This is a genomic window from Streptomyces sp. NPDC050422, from assembly GCF_044458665.1.
Lineage (GTDB): Bacteria > Actinomycetota > Actinomycetes > Streptomycetales > Streptomycetaceae > Streptomyces.
Genome location: NZ_JBITIE010000012.1, coordinates 1 through 18,709 on the forward strand (window position 1 = coordinate 1; position 18,709 = coordinate 18,709).

The following is an 18,709-nucleotide window of genomic DNA, read 5'->3' on the forward strand; positions in this document are numbered from 1 at the left end:
AAACGCCCGGTTACATTCCGAACCCGGAAGCTAAGCCTTTCAGCGCCGATGGTACTGCAGGGGGGACCCTGTGGGAGAGTAGGACGCCGCCGAACAATTATTGTAGAAAGCCCCGTGCCCTTGTGGCACGGGGCTTTTCTGCGTTTACATGCCGCATGAGTGCTTGGCCCACGCAGGTTTCCAAGTCTCGCTGTCGGACCGGTGGGGCTGTGCGGAGCCGAGATAGCTGCGGAGAGCAGCGAGACCTTGGTGTGGGTTGTCCCGGCGCCAGATCAACGAGTGCGGGTAGACGGGCGTCGGGTCCGTCACCGGGATACGGCGCAGCTCATGGCCGGCGGGCCAGATGAGGCGGGTCTGCTCGCCCATGAAGGTGGCCAGGGCAGGGGTGTCGGCGATGGTGTCGAGGAGCGCGTCGGAGCCGAAGTTGGGGCCGGTCGCCTCGATGGTGAGACCGAACTCGGCGACGAGGGCGTCGTAGTAGGCGCCCCATTCGGTACCGGGGACGATGCCGGGCATCCAGATCCGGTGCCCGGCGAGTTGTGCGACGGTCACGGACTTGGCGCCGGCCAGCGCGTGGGCAGGGCCGGTGAGGAGTTGTAGCGGCTCGTCGAGCACCGGGACGGACTCGATGTCCTCGGGCAGAGGCTGGCCGGGTGCCGCGACGGCGCGGAAGGATGCGTCGATCGCGCCGGACCGGATGGCGGCGACAGCCGTCTCGATCTCGAACAGCATCAGCACGTCGAGCTCGATTTCGGGATGCGCGCGGTGGAAGCCGCGCATCAGGCCCGACTGCGCGCCGCGCGAGGCGAGCACGTCGACGCGAAGCGGGCGTCGGCCGGCGCGCACGGACGCGACCGCGCGCTCGGCGACGCGCAGCAGTTCGCGTGCGTGGGGCAGGAGCGCCTGGCCGTCGATGGTGAGCTGGGCACCCCGCGGCGTCCGGGTGAACAGCCGCACGCCGAGGTTCTTCTCCAGTACGGAGATGCGTCTGGAGACGGCCTGCTGAGTGATCGAGAGGTTGGCGGCGGCTTCCTGGAATTGGCCTGCGTCGGCGACGGCGGCGAATGTGCGCACGGCTTCGATATCCATGCTGAAGCACGGTAGCCCACAACGGATCGTTGTTGAGTACCGGCGAATCTGTTGTTTGACCTGCTGTTGTCCTGCTCGATTAGCTCTGCCTGGTCAATGTCTGTTTGTTCGGCGAGACGTCAAGGGTGGGCTGAGTGCGGTGGGAAGGAAGCCTTTGGGCCGGCAGTTCGGGTGGCTGTGGGCAGCGTTTGCGGTCAGCACGTTCGGTACGAGGCTGGCGTTCGATGCTTTCGCGTTGATGGCGATCCTTGCGCTCCACGCCGGGCCGACGCAGGTCTCGGTGCTGACAGCCACGGGGCTGGCGGTGGGGGCCGCGGTAGCGGTGCCGCTCGGGCCGTGGGTGGAGGTTCGCCGCAAGCGGCCGGTGATGGTCGCGATGGACCTGACCCGGTGTGTAGCGCTGCTGAGCGTTCCCGTCGCGTACGTACTCGGTCCGCTCGGATTCGGGCAGCTTCTGGTCGTGTCCGTGGTTGTCGGCGCAGCTGACATCGCCTTCAACGCTGCCAGTGGCGCGTATCTGAAGGCTCTCGTGCGGCCGGAGGACCTCCTCGTCGCGAATGGACGGTTCGAGTCCACGACCTGGACCGCCACCGTGCTCGGACCGCCGGTCGGAACAGCCGCCATCGGGTTCTTCGGACCGGTGACAACCGTGGTGGCCGATGCGCTCAGCTATCTGCTCTCAGCCGCAGGGATCGGTGCGATCAGCGGCAGTGAGCCGCGCCCCGGGGGCACTGGTGCGCAGAAGGCGCGGATGCGGCCTCGCGACCTGCTTGAAGGATGGCGGTACGTCCTGACGCACCCGGCCCTGCGCCCGCTGTTCTTCAACACCGTTCTGGTCAGCGGCCTGATCATGGCGACCACGCCGCTGCTCGCCGTTCTCATGCTCGGAGACCTCGGCTTCGCTCCCTGGCAGTACGGCCTCGCCTTCGGCCTGCCCTGTGTCGGCGGCATCATCGGTTCACGGCTGGCCCGCCGGCTCGTTGCACGGTTCGGACGGCACAGGGTCCTGCTCATCGTCGGGACACTGCGCGCGTGCTGGTCGCTCGGGCTGGCCTTCATCCGGCCCGGCGCAGCCGGGCTCGTGCTCGTCATCGTGGTCGAGTTCGGACTGATTACGTGCATGGGTGTGTTCAATCCGGTCTTCGCCACCTACCGGCTCGAGCAAGTCCCGACGGACCGCGTCGTCCGAGCCCTGTCGGCCTGGTCGGTCACCAGCAAGGTGACTGTCGCGGCCATGACCGGCCTGTGGGGCCTGATGGCCGGCGTCACCGGCCCTCGCTCCGCGATCGCCATTGCCGGTCTCCTCATGCTGTTTACCCCGTTCCTGCTTCCTCGGCGCGACCGTGAACCGGACTGTGAGCCTGATTCGGCTGCGATCCGAATGTGACACTCCGGAATGTGCCCCGACGCTGCTCGGGCCGATGGTTGGGTTGGGCGGACCCGTGACGCTAGAGGCGGCCAGCCGCTTTGAGAGCCAGGTAGGCGTCCGCGAGGGACGGCGCGAGGCTGTCGGGGGTGGCGTCCACGACGACCACGCCATGACGCCGGAGCTGGTCTGCCGTCCGCCGCCGTCCCGCTTGAGCCCGGGCTCCCGCAGCAGCTTCGTAGACCGCGTCCACTGTTCCCGTCGCGCGTGCCATGTCCTCGATGTGCGGGTCCCGCACGGCTGCCAGCAGCACGGTATGGCGCTGGGTGAGACGTGGAAGTACGGGCAGCAGCCCCTCTTCGACAGGGGCTGCGTCAAGGCTGGTCAGCAGCACGATCAAGGAGCGGCGAGGTGCATGCGTCAACGCGGCGGCGCTCAGCCCGCGGGCGTCGGTCTCCACGAGTTCCGGCTCCAGCGGTGCCAGAGCGTCGACCATGGCCGACAGGACGTCGCCGGCCGCCCGGCCTCGGACCTGGGCGCGTACACGGCGGTCGTAGGCGAGAAGGTCCACACAGTCGCCGGCCCGGGTCGCGAGGGCCGTGAGCAGCAGTGTCGCGTCCATCGACGCGTCGAGACGGGGAACATCACCGACCCGGCCCGCCGACGTACGCCCGGTGTCGAGGACGATGAGAAGGTGACGGTCGCGCTCGGGGCGCCAGGTCCGTACGGCGACCGCGGACTGGCGCGCCGTTGCCCGCCAGTCGATCGAGCGGGTGTCGTCGCCCGGAACGTAGGCGCGCAGGCTGTCGAATTCCGTGCCCTCGCCCCGGGTGAGGACACTCGTGCGGCCGTCGAGTTCGCGCAGCCTGGCGAGGCGGGACGGCAGGTGCTTCCGACTCGTGAACGGTGGCAGGACGCGTACTTTCCAAGGGACGTGATGACTGCCCTGGCGGGCTGCGAGTCCCAGCGGACCGTAGGAGCGGACGGTGATCTGCTCGGCTTCGCGGTCGCCGCGGCGGGTGGGGCGCAGTTGGGTGGTGACACGGCGGCGTTCACCGGCGGGGACATCCGCTGTGTGGCGGGATGCCGTCTGATCCGTACCCGGGAACCAACTGCTGGGAGGCCATGCATCGCGCAGGCGTGCCCGCAGACGGCGGCGGGAAGGATTGACTACGGTGAGTTGCACGTGGGCGCTGTCACCGAGTCGAACGGTTGTGTCACCGGATCGGGTGAACTGAAGCGTACGCACTGGCGCTGCCAGGGCGTAGTCGCACAGAATTGCCAGAAAGAGCGGGGCATTGACCGCGAGCATGCCCGTCCAGCTCGGGGCCAAGATGCCTACAGGGAGTGACCCCAGAGCGGCGAGCAGGGCGGTGCGTCCGGTAAGGGCCATCATTCACCGCCTCAACGGGGTACGGGGACGTGGGCGAGAACTGCGGTGATGACGGAGTCCGGGGTGACTCCCTCCATCTCTGCCTCCGGCCGCAGTTGGATGCGGTGCCGGAGGGTGGGGAGCGCGAGGGCCTTCACGTCGTCGGGGGTGACGTAGTCGCGGCCGGTCAGCCAGGCCCAGGCCCGGGCCGTGGAGAGAAGAGCGGTGGCGCCTCGGGGGGAGACACCGAGGGAGAGCGAGGGGGAATCACGGGTGGCACGACAGATATCCACGACGTAGCCGGCGATTTCGGGGGAGACGGTCGTCCTGGCGACAGCGCTGCGTGCGGCCTCCAGGTCGGCGGGCCCGGCGACCGGCCGTATCCCTGCTGCCTGCAGATCGCGGGGGTTGAAGCCGTCGGCATGGCGGGTCAGGACGTTGATCTCGTCGTCGCGGGACGGCAGAGGGACCGTCAGCTTGAGCAGGAACCGGTCCAACTGGGCTTCGGGCAGAGGGTAAGTGCCCTCGTACTCCACGGGGTTCTGTGTGGCTGCGACGAGGAAGGGGTCCGGCAGGGGGCGGGGGGTTCCGTCGACGGTGACCTGGCGTTCCTCCATTGCTTCCAGCAGGGAGGACTGGGTCTTGGGAGGAGTCCGGTTGATCTCGTCGGCGAGCAGGAGGTTGGTGAACACCGGCCCCGGCTGGAAGGCGAACTCGGCGGTGCGGGCGTCGTAGACGAGTGACCCGGTGACGTCACTGGGCATCAGGTCAGGGGTGAACTGGACGCGCTTGGTGTCGAGTTCGAGCGACGCGGCGAGGGCCCTGACCAAGAGGGTCTTGGCTACGCCGGGAACGCCTTCGAGCAGGACATGGCCGCGGCAGAGCAGCGCGACCACGAGACCGGTGACCGCCGAGTCCTGGCCGACCACGGCCTTGGCGATCTCGGAGCGCAACGCTTCCAGGGAGGCGCGGGCCGCTGCGTCACTGCTGACGGTCCCGGTTGTCCCAGCTGTCCCGGGTGTCCCGGTGGGAATGGGGTGCGGGGCGCTCATGAGGTACGGACCTCTCTTTCGAGGGTGTCGAGTTGGTCTGCCAGAAGGACGAGGGCGGCGTCGTCGGAGGGGGCTTGGCCGAAGAGCAGTTCGTGGAGGCCGGTGCCGTTGGTACTGCGGCGTTCGGATACGGCGGGGAGGAGTGCCGCGGAGGAGTGGGCGTCGCGAGGGGAGACGCCGACGAGGGGGGCGATGCGGGTGCGTGTGGCATGGCGCAGAGAGGCGGCGGCCCGGTCCCGGGCGTTGGCCTTGCGCTGGAGGCGGGCCCGGCCCTCGGTGGATTCGGAGGCGCGGATGGCTACGGGGAGCCGTTCGGCGACCACGGGCCCCAGGCGCCGTGCACGCCAGATGGCGGCGAGTACGGCGGCGAGGGCGAGTTGCAGGGTCCCCCAGAGCCAGCCGGACGGGATCAGGTCGATGAAGCTGCTTTCGTCCTCCTCGCTGTCTCCGCCCGTGCTGTTGCCCCTGTCTCCGCTGCTGTCCGTGGCGGAGGGGTCACTGAGTGAGGGGAGGTACCAGACCAGATGCGGGCGCGAGCCGAGGAGTTGAAGGGCCAGAGAGGCATTGCCCTCGTTGTCCAGACGGTCGTTGTAGAGGAGGTCGGGCGATCCGAGCAGGACGGTGTCGCCCGACGCCGGTTGCTCCAGCATCAGCAGGGAGGGGAGGCCGCCGGCCGGGTAGCAGGCGAGGGTTTCGGGGCTGTCCGACGTGTAGCGGAAGCCTCCTGTCTCGGCCTCGCCGGCCTGGCGGGCGGCGGCCAGGGAGCACTGCGGAGCGCGTGTGGAGACCGGTACCGAGGATCTCGCGCGGACGCCCGGGGTCAATGTGCCCACCGAAGGAGGGCCCGGAGCGAGGAGAACGGTCCGGCCACTCGTGTCGTGGGTCGCCTCGCGGAGTGCGTTCTGCTGGGACGACGTCAGCAGATCGGGAGCGGCGACGAGCAGTGTGGTGTCGGAGCCGGCTGCGGACGTGGCGGCCTGGAGTGTGGTGACGACGCGGACGGAGACGCCTTGGTCCTTGAGGAGTTCGGCAACGGCCCTGCTGCCGTAGCGGTCTGCGGAGCGGGGGTCGAGTCGGCCGTGCTGGTCTCCGGAGCGGGTGGCGGCCAGGGCGATCCCGGCGACGACGAGCACGAGGAGGGCGAGCAGCAGTCCGCGAGCGCGGATCCAGATCTGACGCGGAGTGAGGGAGGCGGAGGTGGAGGGCGCGGTGGCGGCAGTCATCCGGCAGCCCCCGGGAGTGTGCCGGCCAGTTGCGGTGTGGCGGACTCGAGATCGACGTCCAGGGCGAGCACGGCCAGATACGCCTGCTGGTCGGCTGAGCGGCCGCCGTATGTGACGTCGTCGAACGATCGGGCTGCCGACCGGAGTCGTGTGGCATGTGCGGGAAGTGCGCGGCCCGCTTCCGAGGCGGCTTCGTCGGCGGTGCGCCCGGGGCGGGGATCGAGCAGAGCGCGTTCCTCCAGGGAGCGGACGATGGCGCGCATCCGTTCCTGGACTGCTTGGCTCCAGTGGCCGGCCGCGGCGTGCGCCTCGGCTGCGGCGCGATGCTCCGGCGCACCCAGAGGACCACTTTCGAACAGGGCGTCCGCTGCGCGCAGGGGGCGTTGCGGGGTGCCCAGACGCCACAGGAGCGCGGCGACCAGAGCGATGACGATCACTATGAGGACGACCAGTCCCATGGGCCCGCCCGGGGCTGCCCCGGAGGCGGTGGAGAGGAGGTCGCCGATCCAGGCCCACAGATGGTCCACGGCCCGCTGGAGCGGGTTCGGATCGTTCTCGTGGTACATCGGTTTGGACAGTTCGTGCCGTGCGGCTTCGCGGGCGGGCACCCGTGGGGTGTCCACGGGTATGCCGCCGCTCGCCCGGATCAGTAGATCTGCTGCCGCTGTGCCCCCCGACACGCTGTCAGCTCCCGTTGTCGTAGCCGGGCAGACCGGCTGCCCTGGCGAGGTCGAGGTCGAGTGCTTCGCGTCGGATGCGCTGGTCCACGTACAGAAGGGCCATGACACCGGCGGACAGCGGATAGGTGATCGTCGCGATGACCACGTCGCCGATGGCGGAGACGATCAGGAACGGCCAGCCGAAGCTGGTGGCTCCGTCGGTGAGGAAGGAGCTCAGGCCACCGTCGTCCACAACCATCGCGATGATGCCGAACGGGAGGCCGATCACCACCATCACGATGATCGTCAGCAGCCAGGTGAGGGCGAGGATGCCGAAGGTCCGCCACCAGGCGCCGCGGACCAGTTTGGCGGACCGCCGCATCGACGCGGTGATCGACTGCCGTTCCAGCATGAGTGCCGGGGAGGCGAGGCAGAAGCGGACCAGGAGCCAGAGGAACACACCGCCCGCGGCGAGCAGCCCGATGAAGGCGAGGCCGACACCTGCCGTGTCGCCGATCAGGAAGCCCGGGAGGATTCCCGCGGTCATGATGGCCGCTGCCATGACGGCCAGCAGGAGGGTCAGGCCCAGAAGCGGGAACAGCCGGGGCCGGGCCTCGGCCCAGGCGCCGGCGAGCGTGACGGGGCGGCCCAGCACCGAGCGGCTGATCACCACGGTCAGCACCGCGGTGGTGAAGATCGTGGCGAGCATCGAGATGAGCAGCGGCGGGGCGCTGCTGAGCAGGCTGGAGCGGAGCGAGTCGGTGGCCTGGCGCAGGGCTTCCGAGCCCGTGGCGTTCCGGTCGATCGACGGCGGCTCCGGCAGCAGGTACCGCTGCACGAGCAGGATGGCGGTCTGAGCGACCACCGAGACGGCGAGAGTGATGCCGAGGACCGTGCGCCAGTGTGCGCGCATGGTGGATACGGCACCATCCAGGATCTCGCCGACGCCCAGCGGCCGGAGGGGGATGATGCCGGGCTTGGCCGCAGCCGGCGGGCGTCCCCAGCCGGGCCCCTGCGGGGGAACGCCCCAGCCGGGGTGGGGAGGCGGCGTGCCGGGGCCGGGAGCGGAACCGGTCGGTGGGGACCACTGTCCTGCGGGTGGCTGCGTGGGAGACCAGTTTCCCGCAGGTCCGTTGCCGTCGACGGGCTCGGAAGGCCGGGGGACGCCTGCCTCCTGGTCGTCGGAGGGGGCAGATCCGGGCGAGGCCCAGCCCGGAGTGTCGTTCATTCTCGCTCCTTCACGGTCCTGTCCGCGCATCGGGGCGTCAGGTTGGCAGCCATCGTGCCACGCGGCGCACCCGTCCGGGCCAGGCGCTGTATCTCCTTCGTTCCTTCATGCGGGGGCGCCCCACGGGGCAGACTGGACGGATGGCTGATCAGGACGCGCAATCGCCGGTGGGCAGCGAGCCCGCCGCGCTTCCCGTACTTCGCTGGGACGAGCCTCCGGAAGGTCCTGTGCTGGTGCTTCTCGACCAGACGAGGCTGCCGGCGGAGGAGGCGGAGCTGGCGTGTACGGACGTTCCCGCACTGGTGGAGGCGATCCGGACGCTGGCGGTACGCGGGGCACCGCTGCTGGGCATCGCGGGGGCCTACGGGGTGGCTCTCGCCGCCGCGCGAGGCTATGACGTGGCGGAGGCCGCGGGCCTGCTGGAGCAGTCGCGGCCCACCGCGGTGAATCTCGGGTACGGGGTCCGGCGTGCGGCCGGGGCGTACTGGGCGGCCGTCGACCAGGGGGCAGGGCCTGAGCGCGCGGCGGCCGCGGCACTGGACGAGGCCAGGACACTGCACCGGGAGGATGCCGTGGCCAGCGGGCACATGGCCCGGTTCGGGCTCGCCCTGCTGAACGAGTTGCTTCCCGGCGGCGGTCACCGGCTGCTGACCCACTGCAACACCGGGGCGCTCGTCTCCGGGGGTGAGGGGACGGCCTTCGCGGTGGCGCTCGGTGCGCACCGGGCGGGCCGGCTCAGGCGGCTGTGGGTGGACGAGACCCGCCCGCTGTTGCAGGGCGCCCGGCTGACCGCGTACGAGGCGGCGCGCAACGGCATGCCGTACAGCCTGCTCACGGACAGCGCCGCGGGGTCGCTGTTCGCCGCGGGTGAGGTGGACGCCGTGCTCATCGGGGCTGACCGCATCGCCGCGGACGGATCGGTGGCCAACAAGGTGGGGAGCTATCCGCTGGCGGTGCTCGCGAAGTATCACCACGTACCGTTCATCGTGGTGGCACCGACCACGACCGTGGATCTGCACACCGCGGACGGTGCGTCCATCACGGTGGAGCAGCGACCGGGGCGGGAAGTGACTGAGGTCACGTCGCGGCAGTCGGGTGCTGACGGAAGGGGAGCGGGCGGAGTGCTCGTGGCGCCGGTGGGAACTCCGGCGTACAACCCCGCCTTCGACATCACACCGCCGGAGCTGGTCACGGCGATCGTGACGGAGGAGGGCGTAATCTCCCCGGTCACGGGAGTCGGACTGGCAGAGCTGTGTGCCAGATCATCGCAGGTAACGATTAGCTAATGGGATGATGTCGTTTATGAAGGGACGCGTCCTTGTCGTCGACGACGACACCGCACTGGCCGAGATGCTCGGGATTGTGCTGCGTGGTGAGGGGTTCGAGCCGTCGTTCGTAGCGGACGGCGACAAGGCACTTGCTGCATTTCGTGAGGCAAAGCCGGACCTGGTCCTGCTGGATCTCATGCTGCCCGGTAGGGACGGCATCGAGGTCTGCAGGCTGATCAGGGCCGAGTCAGGCGTGCCGATCGTCATGCTCACTGCCAAGAGCGACACGGTTGACGTGGTGGTGGGCCTGGAGTCCGGGGCCGACGACTACATCGTCAAGCCGTTCAAACCTAAGGAGTTGGTTGCCCGGATCAGGGCACGTTTGCGCAGGTCCGAAGAGCCGGCACCGGAACAGCTGACCATCGGGGATCTGGTCATAGATGTGGCCGGGCACTCGGTGAAGCGGGAAGGGCAGTCCATCGCCCTGACCCCGCTGGAGTTCGACCTGCTGGTCGCGCTTGCCCGCAAGCCGTGGCAGGTCTTCACCCGTGAGGTACTCCTCGAGCAGGTCTGGGGATACCGTCACGCCGCTGACACGCGTCTGGTGAACGTCCACGTACAGCGGCTCCGCTCCAAGGTCGAGAAGGACCCGGAGCGGCCGGAGATCGTGGTGACCGTCCGAGGTGTCGGTTACAAGGCCGGACCGAGCTGACATGTCCCTGGGTAGCACTGCTCCGAAGCCCGGGGAGCCGGGAGTCCGTGCGGAGCGGGCTGCCGGCTCAGGGCACACGTCATTTCCGGTGGGGCGCTTCCTGCGGGGCGGCCGGTTGTTCCAGGACCGGGCGCCCGGCGGGCCGGTGCCGCGACTGCTGATGCGCTGGGTGCGGCGTCCGCTGCTCCCAGCCGTACGGCTGTGGCGGCGCAACCTCCAGCTGCGGGTCGTCGCCGGCACGCTGCTGATGTCGCTCGGTGTGGTGCTGCTGCTCGGCCTCGTCGTGATCGGACAGGTGCGCAACGGCCTGCTGGACGCGAAGGGCAAGGCAGCCCAGACCCAGGCAGCCGGTGGCTTCGCGGCCGCTCAGGAGAAGGCGAACGCGCCGCTCACGCCCACTGGGCAGGGCGGCGACGCCGCGGACGGCACGACGGCCAACAACTCCTGGCGGACCGAGCTCGTCGACCAGCTCGCCAGCGGCGGGAAGAACGCCTTCAACGTGGTGGCGCTCAGCGCCGACGAGGGATCCCGTGCGCCGCGGGGCTCGGGCAGCGTCGAGGCCGCGAGCATTCCGCAGAAGCTGCGAGAGTCGGTGAACAAGGGTCCGGGCGCGTTTCAGACCTATGCCCGGATCAAGTACGCGAACGGGCAGGAGTCGCAGCCCGGTCTCGTCGTGGGCAAGCGGCTCTACGACATCGACCGCAATCCGTACCAGCTCTACTACGTCTTTCCACTGACGCAGGAGGAGAAGTCCCTGACGCTGGTCAAGGGCACGCTGGCGACCGCGGGTCTGTTCGTGGTCGTGCTGCTCGGGGCCATCGCGTGGTTCGTGGTGCGTCAGGTCGTCACACCCGTACGCATGGCGGCGGGCATCGCCGAACGGCTCTCGGCCGGCCGGCTCCAGGAGCGGATGAAGGTCACCGGCGAGGACGACATCGCCCGGCTCGGTGAGGCGTTCAACAAGATGGCACAGAACCTTCAGCTGAAGATCCAGCAGTTGGAGGAGCTCTCCCGGATGCAGCGGCGCTTCGTCTCGGACGTCTCGCACGAGCTGCGGACGCCACTGACGACCGTACGGATGGCCGCCGACGTCATTCACGAGGCACGCGTCGACTTCGACCCGATCACGGCGCGTTCCGCGGAGCTGCTGGGGGACCAGCTCGACCGGTTCGAGTCGCTGCTGTCCGATCTGCTGGAGATCAGCCGGTTCGACGCGGGTGCCGCGGCGCTGGAGGCGGAGCCGATAGACCTGCGGCAGGTCGTGCGGCGGGTGATCGGTGGCGCCGAGCCGCTGGCCGAGCGCAAGGGCACTCGGATCCGGGTGGTCGGCGACGAGCAGCCGGTGATCGCCGAAGCCGACGCGCGACGGGTCGAGAGGGTTCTGCGCAACCTGGTCGTCAACGCTGTGGAGCACGGCGAGGGACGCGATGTCGTGGTGCGGATGGGGGTGGCCGGGGGAGCGGTCGCCGTGGCTGTTCGGGACTACGGCGTGGGGCTGAAGCCCGGCGAGGCGACCCGGGTGTTCAACCGGTTCTGGCGGGCCGACCCGGCCCGTGCCAGGACGACCGGAGGCACCGGCCTCGGGCTGTCCATCGCCGTCGAGGATGCACGGCTGCACGGCGGCTGGCTGCAGGCCTGGGGCGAGCCTGGCGGGGGCTCGCAGTTCCGGCTGACGCTGCCGCGTACGGCTGACGAGCCGCTGCGCGGTTCGCCGATACCGCTGGAGCCCGAGGACTCGCGGCGCAATCGTGAGAACCGGGAGCGGGCCGCGTCCGCTCCCGCGCAGAGCAGCGAGCACCGGCTGGTGGCGTTGCCTTCGCAGCCGGCCGGTACGGACCGGGCAGCACTGCCCGTACCGGCCCGCGCCTCCGTGCCGGCCCGGACCGCACCGGCCTCGGTGGATCCGGCAGCACTCCCCGGCAACGGCGCACGTGTGGTGCCGCGTCCCGCCGGGGAGCGGCCGGACCGTCACAACGACTCTCCGGCACAGGGTCCGGGGCGGGAGGACGCGACTCGTGGGCACTGACCGTCGTCAGGGCGGCCGTGGACGTGCGGTGGGGGTGACCGCGCTGCTCGGATGTGGCGCCGTGCTGCTGTCCGCGTGCGGCTCGATGCCAGTCACCGGGGACGTCAAGGCCGTGGACGCCTCGCAGCCCGGTGACTCCCAGGTGCAGGTGTACGCGGTCGCTCCGCGTGACGGCGCCACTCCGAACGAGGTGGTCGATGGCTTCCTGGAGTCGATGACCAGTGACGACTCCGATTTCCGGACGACGCGGGAGTACCTCACGAAGGAGGCGTCGAGCGACTGGAAGCCCGGCGCGGTCACCACGGTGCTGGCCAAGGCGCCGAACCGGAGCGACCGGCCGGTCCACGAGAGCGACCGCAGTACCAACGAGGTCACCTATACCCTGACCGGCGAAAAGGTGGCGACGGTCGACGACCAGAACGCCTACCAGCCGCTCGCCCCGACGGGCTTCTCCAGCACCCTTCATCTGGTGCGGCAGAACGGCCCGGACGGCAAGGAGTGGCGCATCGCCGACGTGCCGGATGGTCTGGTTCTCGGGCAGTCCGACTTCAAACGGCTCTACCGTTCCGTCAACAAGTTCTACTTCGCCACCGGGCGGACCGAGGCAGAGTCCACGCTGGTCGCCGACCCCGTCTACATCCGTAACCGGACTGATCCGGCCACCGGCATGGACACGGTGACGCAGGCCGTCCGCAGTCTCCTGAGAGGGCCGACCGACTGGCTGCGGCCGGTGGTCGCGTCCCGTTTTCCCGCGGGTACCGGACTGCGGAAGGGCGTGACGTCGCTGACCCCCGACGACCGCAACGTGTTGAAGGTCCCACTCAACAAGAAGGTGGACGGGTCCGGGCAGCGCTCCTGCCGGATGATGGCCTCGCAGGTGCTCTTCACCCTCCGGGACCTGACATCCGCGCGCGTCGAGCAGGTGGAGCTGCAGCGTTCCGATGGCTCGGCGCTGTGTGTGCTGGGGGCGGACCAGGCCGAGGAGTACGCCCCCGACGGCTCGTCGGGCGGCCCCGACAGCCAGTACTTCGTGGATGCCAAGGGGCACGTGGAGCGCATTCCGGGGAGCACCCGGGGCAGTGGTGAGCCGGAGCCGGTGGCCGGTCCGTTCGGCAGCGGTTCGCTGAAGGTGAGCGCGGTCGGCGTGGCCCGGGACGAGCAGTCTGCGGCAGCGCTCTCGCAGCGCAGGGACGCGCTCTACGTGGCCTCCATCGCCACGGGCGGGGAACTGCCCCCACCGGCGTTGATCAGCAAGGCCAAGAACGCCGCGGACCGCCTGACGGCACCCAGCTGGGACAGCCGGGGCGACCTCTGGGTGGCCGACCGGGACCCAGGGAACTCGCGGCTGCTGCGGCTGACCGACGGCACCGGCGACCCCCAGGAGGTCACCGTGCCGAGCCTGTACGGCAGCCGGATCACGGCACTGCGCCTGTCCTCGGACGGGGTGCGCATCGCACTGTTGCTGACGCGGGACGAGCGGACGACGCTGAAGATCGGCCGGATCGAGAGGGAGAGCGGGCCGGGCGGGGAACAGGTCTCCGTGGTCGACCTGCGGCAGGCCGCGCCGCAACTGGTGGACGTGACCGCGATGTCGTGGTCCGGTGGCAGCCGGCTCGTGGTGGTCGGCAAGGAGGAGGGAGGGGTGCAGCAGGTCCGCTATGTGCAGGCGGACGGCTCGACGCCCTCCTCGGGCGTGTTGCCCGGCGTCAACCAGGTGCGGGCCATAGCCGCCGCGGACGACGAGCAGCTGCCACTGATGGCGGACACGGTCGGCGAAGGGATATTCAAGCTGCTGCCCGGCGACAACTGGCAGTCGGTCCTCAAGGAGGGCTCGGCGCTGGTCTACCCGGGCTGACGCCCGCGGCAGCGGGGACGGCCGGGCGGTTGTCCCGGTTGTCCACAGGGGTGGTCGGGCTGCCCCGGCGCGGGCACAGTGGAGTCATGCGCGGGTGGTGGCGGGAGATCGCCGGACTGGTCCTGCCGGTGGACTGCGGAGGCTGCGGCAGACCCCGGACGGAGCTGTGCGAGGAGTGCGCCGCGCAGCTGTACGGCGGGGTGCCGCGCCGGGTGAGACCCGATCCGGAGCCCTCCGGTCTGCCACTGGTGCACGCGGCCGCCGGATACGAGAACGCGGTACGTGCGGTGCTACTGGCCCATAAGGAGCGGGGCGCACTCGGCCTCGCCGGAGCCGTCGGCAGGGCGCTGGCGGGTGCCGTGAGGGCCGGGGCGGGGGTGTCGCCCGGTGAGGGACCGCTGCTGCTCGTGCCCGTCCCGTCGGCGAGGCGTGCCGTCGCCGCGCGCGGGCACGACCCGGCCCGCCGGATCGCCCTGGCGGCCGCGGCGGAACTGCGGCGCGGGGGCACGTCTGCCCGGGTGGCCGGTGTCCTGCGGCAACGGCGTCCGGTGGCGGATCAGTCGGGGCTCGGAGCCCGGGAGCGCCGCGCGAATCTGGCGGGTGCCCTGGGGGTCGTGGCCGGGGGCGGGCGGCTGCTTGCCGCCGGACGGGTGGTGCTGGTGGACGACCTGTTGACGACGGGTGCCTCGCTGGCCGAAGCGGCACGGGCGGTCGACGGGGCCGGCGGGTGGGGGAGCGCCGGTTCCGGGGCACGTCACGCAGCCGTCGTGGCAGCTTCTCCGTCCGCCTTCGAAATAAACCGGAACTGGAACTGAACTTGCATCGTTGCAGGTAGTGAGTGGGTAAAAAGACCTGAACGGAGGTACGCGCGAGTAGCGGGTGCCGACATCCGTCCTGGCAGGCTATGTTCGGTTGTGAGGAATGGTGAATGCCAGGCCTCGACGAATGCACCACCAGGTTTCGGGCAGGCGACCCACCGAAGTTCGGAAACCGGGAATTCGGTGGGGTGGAGACCTTGCCGACGGGGGAGGAGGAGGTGGAAGTCACCGAGTCCGCGGCTCCGGCCATCACCGGGGCCTGGTGCAAAAGGGAGATGCTCCGCCGCTGAGCGGAGCGATCCGGGAACGGAGTTCTGCGTGGACATCGTCGTCAAGGGCCGCAAGACCGAGGTGCCCGAGCGGTTCCGCAAGCACGTGGCCGAGAAGCTGAAGCTGGACAAGATCCAGAAGTTCGACGGCAAGGTGATCAGCCTCGACGTGGAGGTGTCCAAGGAGCCGAATCCTCGTCAGGCAGACCGCTCCGACCGAGTGGAGATCACGCTCCGCTCGCGTGGACCGGTCATCAGGGCAGAAGCGGCCGCAGGCGACCCGTACGCAGCGCTGGACCTGGCCACAGGCAAGCTGGAGGCGCGGCTGCGCAAGCAGCACGACAAGCGCTACAGCCGCCGTGGCACGGGTCGTATCCCCGCTGCCGAGGTCGGTGAAATGGTGCCGGACGCGGCGTCGTTCAACGGCGACGGCGAGCTGGTCGCCGACGAAGCGGCACAGCCCGTCCCCACCACCAGGATCGGCTCGCTCGAGGTACAGGGCGAAGGACCGCTGGTGATGCGCGAGAAGACGCACGTCGCGGCACCCATGTCGCTCGACCAGGCGCTCTACGAGATGGAGCTGGTCGGTCACGACTTCTATCTGTTCGTCGACTCCGAGACGAAGGAACCCAGTGTCGTCTACCGGCGGCATGCCTACGACTACGGTGTCATCCATCTGAGGACCGACCCGCTGGCCGCCGATGAGGCGGGCGGCGCGGGCGGCGCGCTCGGCGGCTGACGCCACCGTTTCGTGGTGCCCCTGGAGCGCCTGTGCGCCCCCAGGGGCACCCGCGTGCGACCACGGGATCACCGCTCTGACGTCCAGGCATGAAATCATGGCGGCCCAAGCCAATCGGTGCTCTGTGAACTGCCGTTGGCGGACAGTTTGTGAACTTCAGGCCGTGGCCTTCAGGGGGAGGAACGATGGCGGATACCTTCGGGCCCGTGCGCGATGCGAAGCATGCCGACGACGCCGGCGGTGAGCGTACCGGCGCGGATGACGACAGCGGTTCCCGCAAGGAGCCGATCCGAGTCCTTGTGGTCGATGACCACGCTCTGTTCCGCAGAGGCCTGGAGATCGTCCTCGCGCAGGAGGAGGACATCCAGGTCATCGGCGAGGCGGGCGACGGGGCGGAGGCCGTCGACAAGGCGGCCGACCTGCTGCCCGACATCGTCCTGATGGACGTACGCATGCCCAAGCGGGGCGGCATCGAGGCCTGCACCTCCATCAAGGAGGTGGCCCCCAGCGCGAAGATCATCATGTTGACGATCAGTGACGAGGAAGCGGACCTCTACGACGCCATCAAGGCGGGTGCCACCGGCTATCTCCTCAAGGAGATCTCCACCGACGAGGTCGCCACCGCGATTCGCGCGGTCGCCGACGGGCAGTCCCAGATCAGCCCGTCCATGGCGTCCAAACTGCTCACCGAGTTCAAGTCGATGATCCAGCGGACCGACGAGCGCCGGCTGGTTCCGGCGCCCCGGCTCACCGAACGTGAGCTGGAAGTCCTCAAACTGGTTGCTACGGGCATGAACAATCGGGATATCGCGAAGGAACTCTTCATTTCCGAGAACACGGTGAAGAACCACGTCCGCAACATTCTGGAGAAGCTCCAGCTGCACTCCCGGATGGAAGCCGTGGTCTACGCCATGCGGGAGAAGATCCTCGAGATCAGATGACCGGGCCCGGGGGCGGGGGTAAAGCCCCGGGAATGGGCGGTCACGCCAGGGCGCGGGCGATTTCCCGGGTGAGGGGCCCGCGCAGCTCCGGTGCGTCCACCCGCTCCAGCCGGACCTCCGTGCAGCCGACCCAGGAAGCGGCTTCCACCAGTGCCTGAGCCATCGGCACCACGGCCTTCGTGCCCGCCAGGGACACCTGCCGGGCGACCAACGTCGTGCCCTCGCGGGCGGGGTCGACCCGGCCCTGCAGCCTGCCGCCCGCCAGGAGCGGCATCGCGAAGTAGCCGTGGATCCGCTTGGGCTTGGGGACGTAGGCCTCCAGGCGGTGGGTGAAGCCGAAGATCCGCTCGGTCCGCGCCCGTTCCCAGACCAGCGAGTCGAACGGCGACAGCAGCGTCGTGCGGTGGCGTCCGCGTGGCTCGGCGGCCAGCGCCTCCGGATCCGCCCAGGCCGGCTTCGCCCAGCCCTGCACCGTCACCGGCACCAGTCCGGAGTCCGCCACCACGGCGTCGAACTGCTCGCCCTTGAGACGGTGGTAGTCGGCGATGTCCGCGCGGGTGCCGACCCCCAGTGACCGGCCCGCCAGCGTCACCAGCCGGCGCACGCACTCCGTGTCGTCCAGATCGTCGTGCAGCACGGCGGCGGGCAGGGCGCGCTCCGCGAGGTCGTAGACCCGCTTCCAGCCGCGCCGCTCGGTGCACACCACCTCGCCGTACATCAGGGCCCGCTCGACGGCCACCTTCGAGGCGGACCAGTCCCACCACTCCCCGCCGTTCTTCGCGCCGCCCAGCTCCGTCGCCGTCAGCGGGCCCTCTGCGCGCAGCTGCTTGATGACGGTGTCGTAGGCGCCGTCCGGCAGGTCGTGATGCCACTGGGGGCGTGAGCGGTAGGCGCGGCGACGGAAGGCGAAGTGCGGCCATTCCTCGACCGGGAGGATGCAGGCCGCGTGCGACCAGTACTCGAAGGCGCGGCCGCCCGACCAGTACGCCTCCTCGACCGACTGCCGGCCGATCATGCCCAGGCGCGCGTACGGAATCAGCTCGTGCGAACGCGCGAGCACCGAGATCGTGTCGAGCTGTACGGCACCCAGGTGCCGCAGGACCCCGGGCACCCCGGCACGGCGGTCCGGGGCGCCGAGGAAGCCCTGGGCGCGCAGGGCGATCCTGCGGGCCTGGTCGGCGGAGAGTTCGGCTGCGGGAGGCTGCACAGACGTCATGCCCCGCACCCTAGAGGGCGGCACTGACATCCCGGCCGGGCCCGCGGTCCCTTCACGGCCGGGCGGAGGCGTCGGCCGGAAGATACGGATCGGTGCCGGGCAGACCGAGGTCGGACGGGAGCAGGGCGCCGGTCCACGCGTCACGGCGCACCCCCTTGTTGATCACTCCGGAGCGCTGGTCGCCCTCCAGCCGGAATCCGGCACGCAGCGCGACCGCCCGCGAGGCGAGGTTGCCGGTCTCGGCCCGCCACTCCAGCCGGTCCCCGCCGAGCGAGGCGAAGGTCCAGCGGGCGGCGCACAGCACCGCCTCCGTCGTGTAGCCGAGCCCCCGGTGCTCCCTGGCGGTCCAGAATCCGACCTCGTACGTCCCCGGACCGGTGCGCCGGTTGATGCCGAGCGCACCGGCCAGGGCGCCGCCGTCGCGCACCACCACGGCGAAGTTGTACATGGAGTCGTCCTGCCAGCCGCCGGGCGAGAGCTGCCGGGCGAAGAGCTCCGCGTCGGCGTGCCCGTACGGCGAGGGGACGACCGTCCAGCGCTGGATGTCGGGGTCCTGGCAGGCCGCGTGCAGTTCCTCCGCGTCGCCCGGGACGAAGGGGCGCAGCAACAGGCGGTCGGTGGTGAGAGTGATCGGCTCCATGTACGGATTCTGCTGAGGGAGCGGGCGCGGGGCGAGTACTTTTCGGGCTTCCCGGCACCTTCGGCGCTCTTCGGCCGTTGATTCGGAAGGGCACTGCGGGGCAACGCGGTGGCAGCCCTCCCGGCGCGGCGGGGTCCTCGCTTACGATGGCCGTTGCGGTGGGGCCCACCTGCCGTGCCCGCGCCAGAGTCCATAACACGACCCAGTGCCAGGCCCGACCGGCAAGGAGACCAGCC

General features: G+C 70.0%; 16 protein-coding genes and 1 rRNA gene. 9 read left to right on the forward strand and 8 right to left on the reverse strand.

Annotation, left to right across the window (positions count from 1 at the left end; genetic code table 11):
* Positions 1-95, forward strand: a 5S ribosomal RNA gene (gene rrf / locus ACIBJG_RS19900); the annotation flags it as partial.
* Between the two features lie 49 nt (positions 96-144).
* Here rrf and ACIBJG_RS19905 read toward each other — a convergent pair.
* Positions 145-1,089 (reverse strand): LysR family transcriptional regulator, encoded by a 945-nt coding sequence (locus ACIBJG_RS19905; protein ID WP_399308900.1) that lies wholly within the window; start codon positions 1,087-1,089, stop codon positions 145-147.
* Positions 1,090-1,243: 154 nt separating this feature from the next.
* Here ACIBJG_RS19905 and ACIBJG_RS19910 point away from each other — a divergent pair, with 154 nt between their 5' ends.
* Positions 1,244-2,476 carry an MFS transporter gene (locus ACIBJG_RS19910; protein ID WP_399308901.1) on the forward strand — a complete coding sequence of 411 codons (1,233 nt, stop codon included), beginning with the start codon at positions 1,244-1,246 and terminating at the stop codon, positions 2,474-2,476.
* Between the two features lie 61 nt (positions 2,477-2,537).
* On the opposite strand, the gene ACIBJG_RS19915 is transcribed toward ACIBJG_RS19910, so the two are convergent.
* From ACIBJG_RS19915 to ACIBJG_RS19935, 5 genes are all read right to left on the reverse strand, one after another.
* A complete protein-coding gene (locus tag ACIBJG_RS19915) occupies positions 2,538-3,848 on the reverse strand; it encodes a DUF58 domain-containing protein (protein ID WP_399308903.1) in 1,311 nt (436 codons plus the stop codon).
* An 11-nt stretch (positions 3,849-3,859) separates the two neighbouring features.
* A complete protein-coding gene (locus ACIBJG_RS19920) occupies positions 3,860-4,879 on the reverse strand; it encodes an AAA family ATPase (RefSeq protein ID WP_399308905.1) in 1,020 nt (339 codons plus the stop codon).
* Entirely contained in the window at positions 4,876-6,102 is a 1,227-nt protein-coding gene (locus tag ACIBJG_RS19925) for a DUF4350 domain-containing protein (RefSeq protein ID WP_399308906.1), read from the reverse strand. The genes ACIBJG_RS19920 and ACIBJG_RS19925 overlap by 4 nt, the downstream gene beginning before the upstream one ends.
* Positions 6,099-6,725, reverse strand: a complete 627-nt coding sequence (locus ACIBJG_RS19930) for a DUF4129 domain-containing protein (RefSeq protein WP_399309361.1) — start codon at positions 6,723-6,725, stop codon at positions 6,099-6,101. The genes ACIBJG_RS19925 and ACIBJG_RS19930 overlap by 4 nt, the downstream gene beginning before the upstream one ends.
* A gap of 61 nt (positions 6,726-6,786) precedes the next feature.
* Positions 6,787-7,989, reverse strand: a complete 1,203-nt coding sequence (locus tag ACIBJG_RS19935; RefSeq protein ID WP_399308908.1) for a glycerophosphoryl diester phosphodiesterase membrane domain-containing protein — start codon at positions 7,987-7,989, stop codon at positions 6,787-6,789.
* 140 nt (positions 7,990-8,129) lie between these two features.
* On the opposite strand from ACIBJG_RS19935, the gene mtnA reads away from it, so the two are divergent.
* From mtnA to ACIBJG_RS19970, 7 genes are all read left to right on the forward strand, one after another.
* Positions 8,130-9,275 (forward strand): S-methyl-5-thioribose-1-phosphate isomerase, encoded by a 1,146-nt coding sequence (gene mtnA, locus ACIBJG_RS19940; RefSeq protein WP_399308910.1) that lies wholly within the window; start codon positions 8,130-8,132, stop codon positions 9,273-9,275.
* A 4-nt stretch (positions 9,276-9,279) separates the two neighbouring features.
* Positions 9,280-9,969: a two-component system response regulator MtrA gene (gene mtrA / locus ACIBJG_RS19945; RefSeq protein ID WP_187282414.1), complete on the forward strand. Its 690-nt coding sequence runs from the start codon at positions 9,280-9,282 to the stop codon at positions 9,967-9,969.
* Between the two features lies 1 nt (position 9,970).
* Positions 9,971-11,995 carry an MtrAB system histidine kinase MtrB gene (gene mtrB / locus ACIBJG_RS19950; protein ID WP_399308911.1) on the forward strand — a complete coding sequence of 675 codons (2,025 nt, stop codon included), beginning with the start codon at positions 9,971-9,973 and terminating at the stop codon, positions 11,993-11,995.
* 85 nt (positions 11,996-12,080) lie between these two features.
* The gene (locus ACIBJG_RS19955; RefSeq protein WP_399309362.1) at positions 12,081-13,850 is read left to right on the forward strand and encodes an LpqB family beta-propeller domain-containing protein; all 1,770 of its coding nucleotides are present in this window, start codon (positions 12,081-12,083) and stop codon (positions 13,848-13,850) included.
* Between the two features lie 86 nt (positions 13,851-13,936).
* Positions 13,937-14,665 (forward strand): ComF family protein, encoded by a 729-nt coding sequence (locus ACIBJG_RS19960; RefSeq protein WP_399308913.1) that lies wholly within the window; start codon positions 13,937-13,939, stop codon positions 14,663-14,665.
* Positions 14,666-14,986: 321 nt separating this feature from the next.
* A complete protein-coding gene (hpf, locus tag ACIBJG_RS19965) occupies positions 14,987-15,676 on the forward strand; it encodes a ribosome hibernation-promoting factor, HPF/YfiA family (protein WP_148018960.1) in 690 nt (229 codons plus the stop codon).
* Between the two features lie 185 nt (positions 15,677-15,861).
* Positions 15,862-16,617 carry a response regulator gene (locus ACIBJG_RS19970; protein ID WP_399308915.1) on the forward strand — a complete coding sequence of 252 codons (756 nt, stop codon included), beginning with the start codon at positions 15,862-15,864 and terminating at the stop codon, positions 16,615-16,617.
* Positions 16,618-16,657: 40 nt separating this feature from the next.
* On the opposite strand, the gene ACIBJG_RS19975 is transcribed toward ACIBJG_RS19970, so the two are convergent.
* Both ACIBJG_RS19975 and ACIBJG_RS19980 read right to left on the reverse strand, forming a co-directional pair.
* Positions 16,658-17,833: a winged helix-turn-helix domain-containing protein gene (locus ACIBJG_RS19975; RefSeq protein ID WP_399308916.1), complete on the reverse strand. Its 1,176-nt coding sequence runs from the start codon at positions 17,831-17,833 to the stop codon at positions 16,658-16,660.
* 52 nt (positions 17,834-17,885) lie between these two features.
* Positions 17,886-18,473 carry a GNAT family N-acetyltransferase gene (locus tag ACIBJG_RS19980; protein WP_399308917.1) on the reverse strand — a complete coding sequence of 196 codons (588 nt, stop codon included), beginning with the start codon at positions 18,471-18,473 and terminating at the stop codon, positions 17,886-17,888.
* Between the last annotated feature and the right edge of the window lie 236 nt (positions 18,474-18,709).

What these genes read in the sequence shown, in the direction of transcription:
- mtrB (WP_399308911.1), top strand. Translation starts at nt 9,971, where the DNA reads ATGTCCCTGGGTAGCACTGCTCCGAAGCCCGGGGAGCCGGGAGTCCGT.
- ACIBJG_RS19960 (WP_399308913.1), top strand. Translation starts at nt 13,937, where the DNA reads ATGCGCGGGTGGTGGCGGGAGATCGCCGGACTGGTCCTGCCGGTGGAC.
- ACIBJG_RS19955 (WP_399309362.1), top strand. Translation starts at nt 12,081, where the DNA reads ATGCCAGTCACCGGGGACGTCAAGGCCGTGGACGCCTCGCAGCCCGGT.
- mtnA (WP_399308910.1), top strand. Translation starts at nt 8,130, where the DNA reads ATGGCTGATCAGGACGCGCAATCGCCGGTGGGCAGCGAGCCCGCCGCG.
- mtrA (WP_187282414.1), top strand. Translation starts at nt 9,280, where the DNA reads ATGATGTCGTTTATGAAGGGACGCGTCCTTGTCGTCGACGACGACACC.
- ACIBJG_RS19920 (WP_399308905.1), bottom strand. Translation starts at nt 4,879, where the DNA reads ATGAGCGCCCCGCACCCCATTCCCACCGGGACACCCGGGACAGCTGGG.
- ACIBJG_RS19980 (WP_399308917.1), bottom strand. Translation starts at nt 18,473, where the DNA reads ATGGAGCCGATCACTCTCACCACCGACCGCCTGTTGCTGCGCCCCTTC.
- ACIBJG_RS19915 (WP_399308903.1), bottom strand. Translation starts at nt 3,848, where the DNA reads ATGGCCCTTACCGGACGCACCGCCCTGCTCGCCGCTCTGGGGTCACTC.
- ACIBJG_RS19935 (WP_399308908.1), bottom strand. Translation starts at nt 7,989, where the DNA reads ATGAACGACACTCCGGGCTGGGCCTCGCCCGGATCTGCCCCCTCCGAC.
- ACIBJG_RS19925 (WP_399308906.1), bottom strand. Translation starts at nt 6,102, where the DNA reads ATGACTGCCGCCACCGCGCCCTCCACCTCCGCCTCCCTCACTCCGCGT.
- ACIBJG_RS19905 (WP_399308900.1), bottom strand. Translation starts at nt 1,089, where the DNA reads ATGGATATCGAAGCCGTGCGCACATTCGCCGCCGTCGCCGACGCAGGC.
- ACIBJG_RS19970 (WP_399308915.1), top strand. Translation starts at nt 15,862, where the DNA reads ATGGCGGATACCTTCGGGCCCGTGCGCGATGCGAAGCATGCCGACGAC.
- ACIBJG_RS19975 (WP_399308916.1), bottom strand. Translation starts at nt 17,833, where the DNA reads ATGACGTCTGTGCAGCCTCCCGCAGCCGAACTCTCCGCCGACCAGGCC.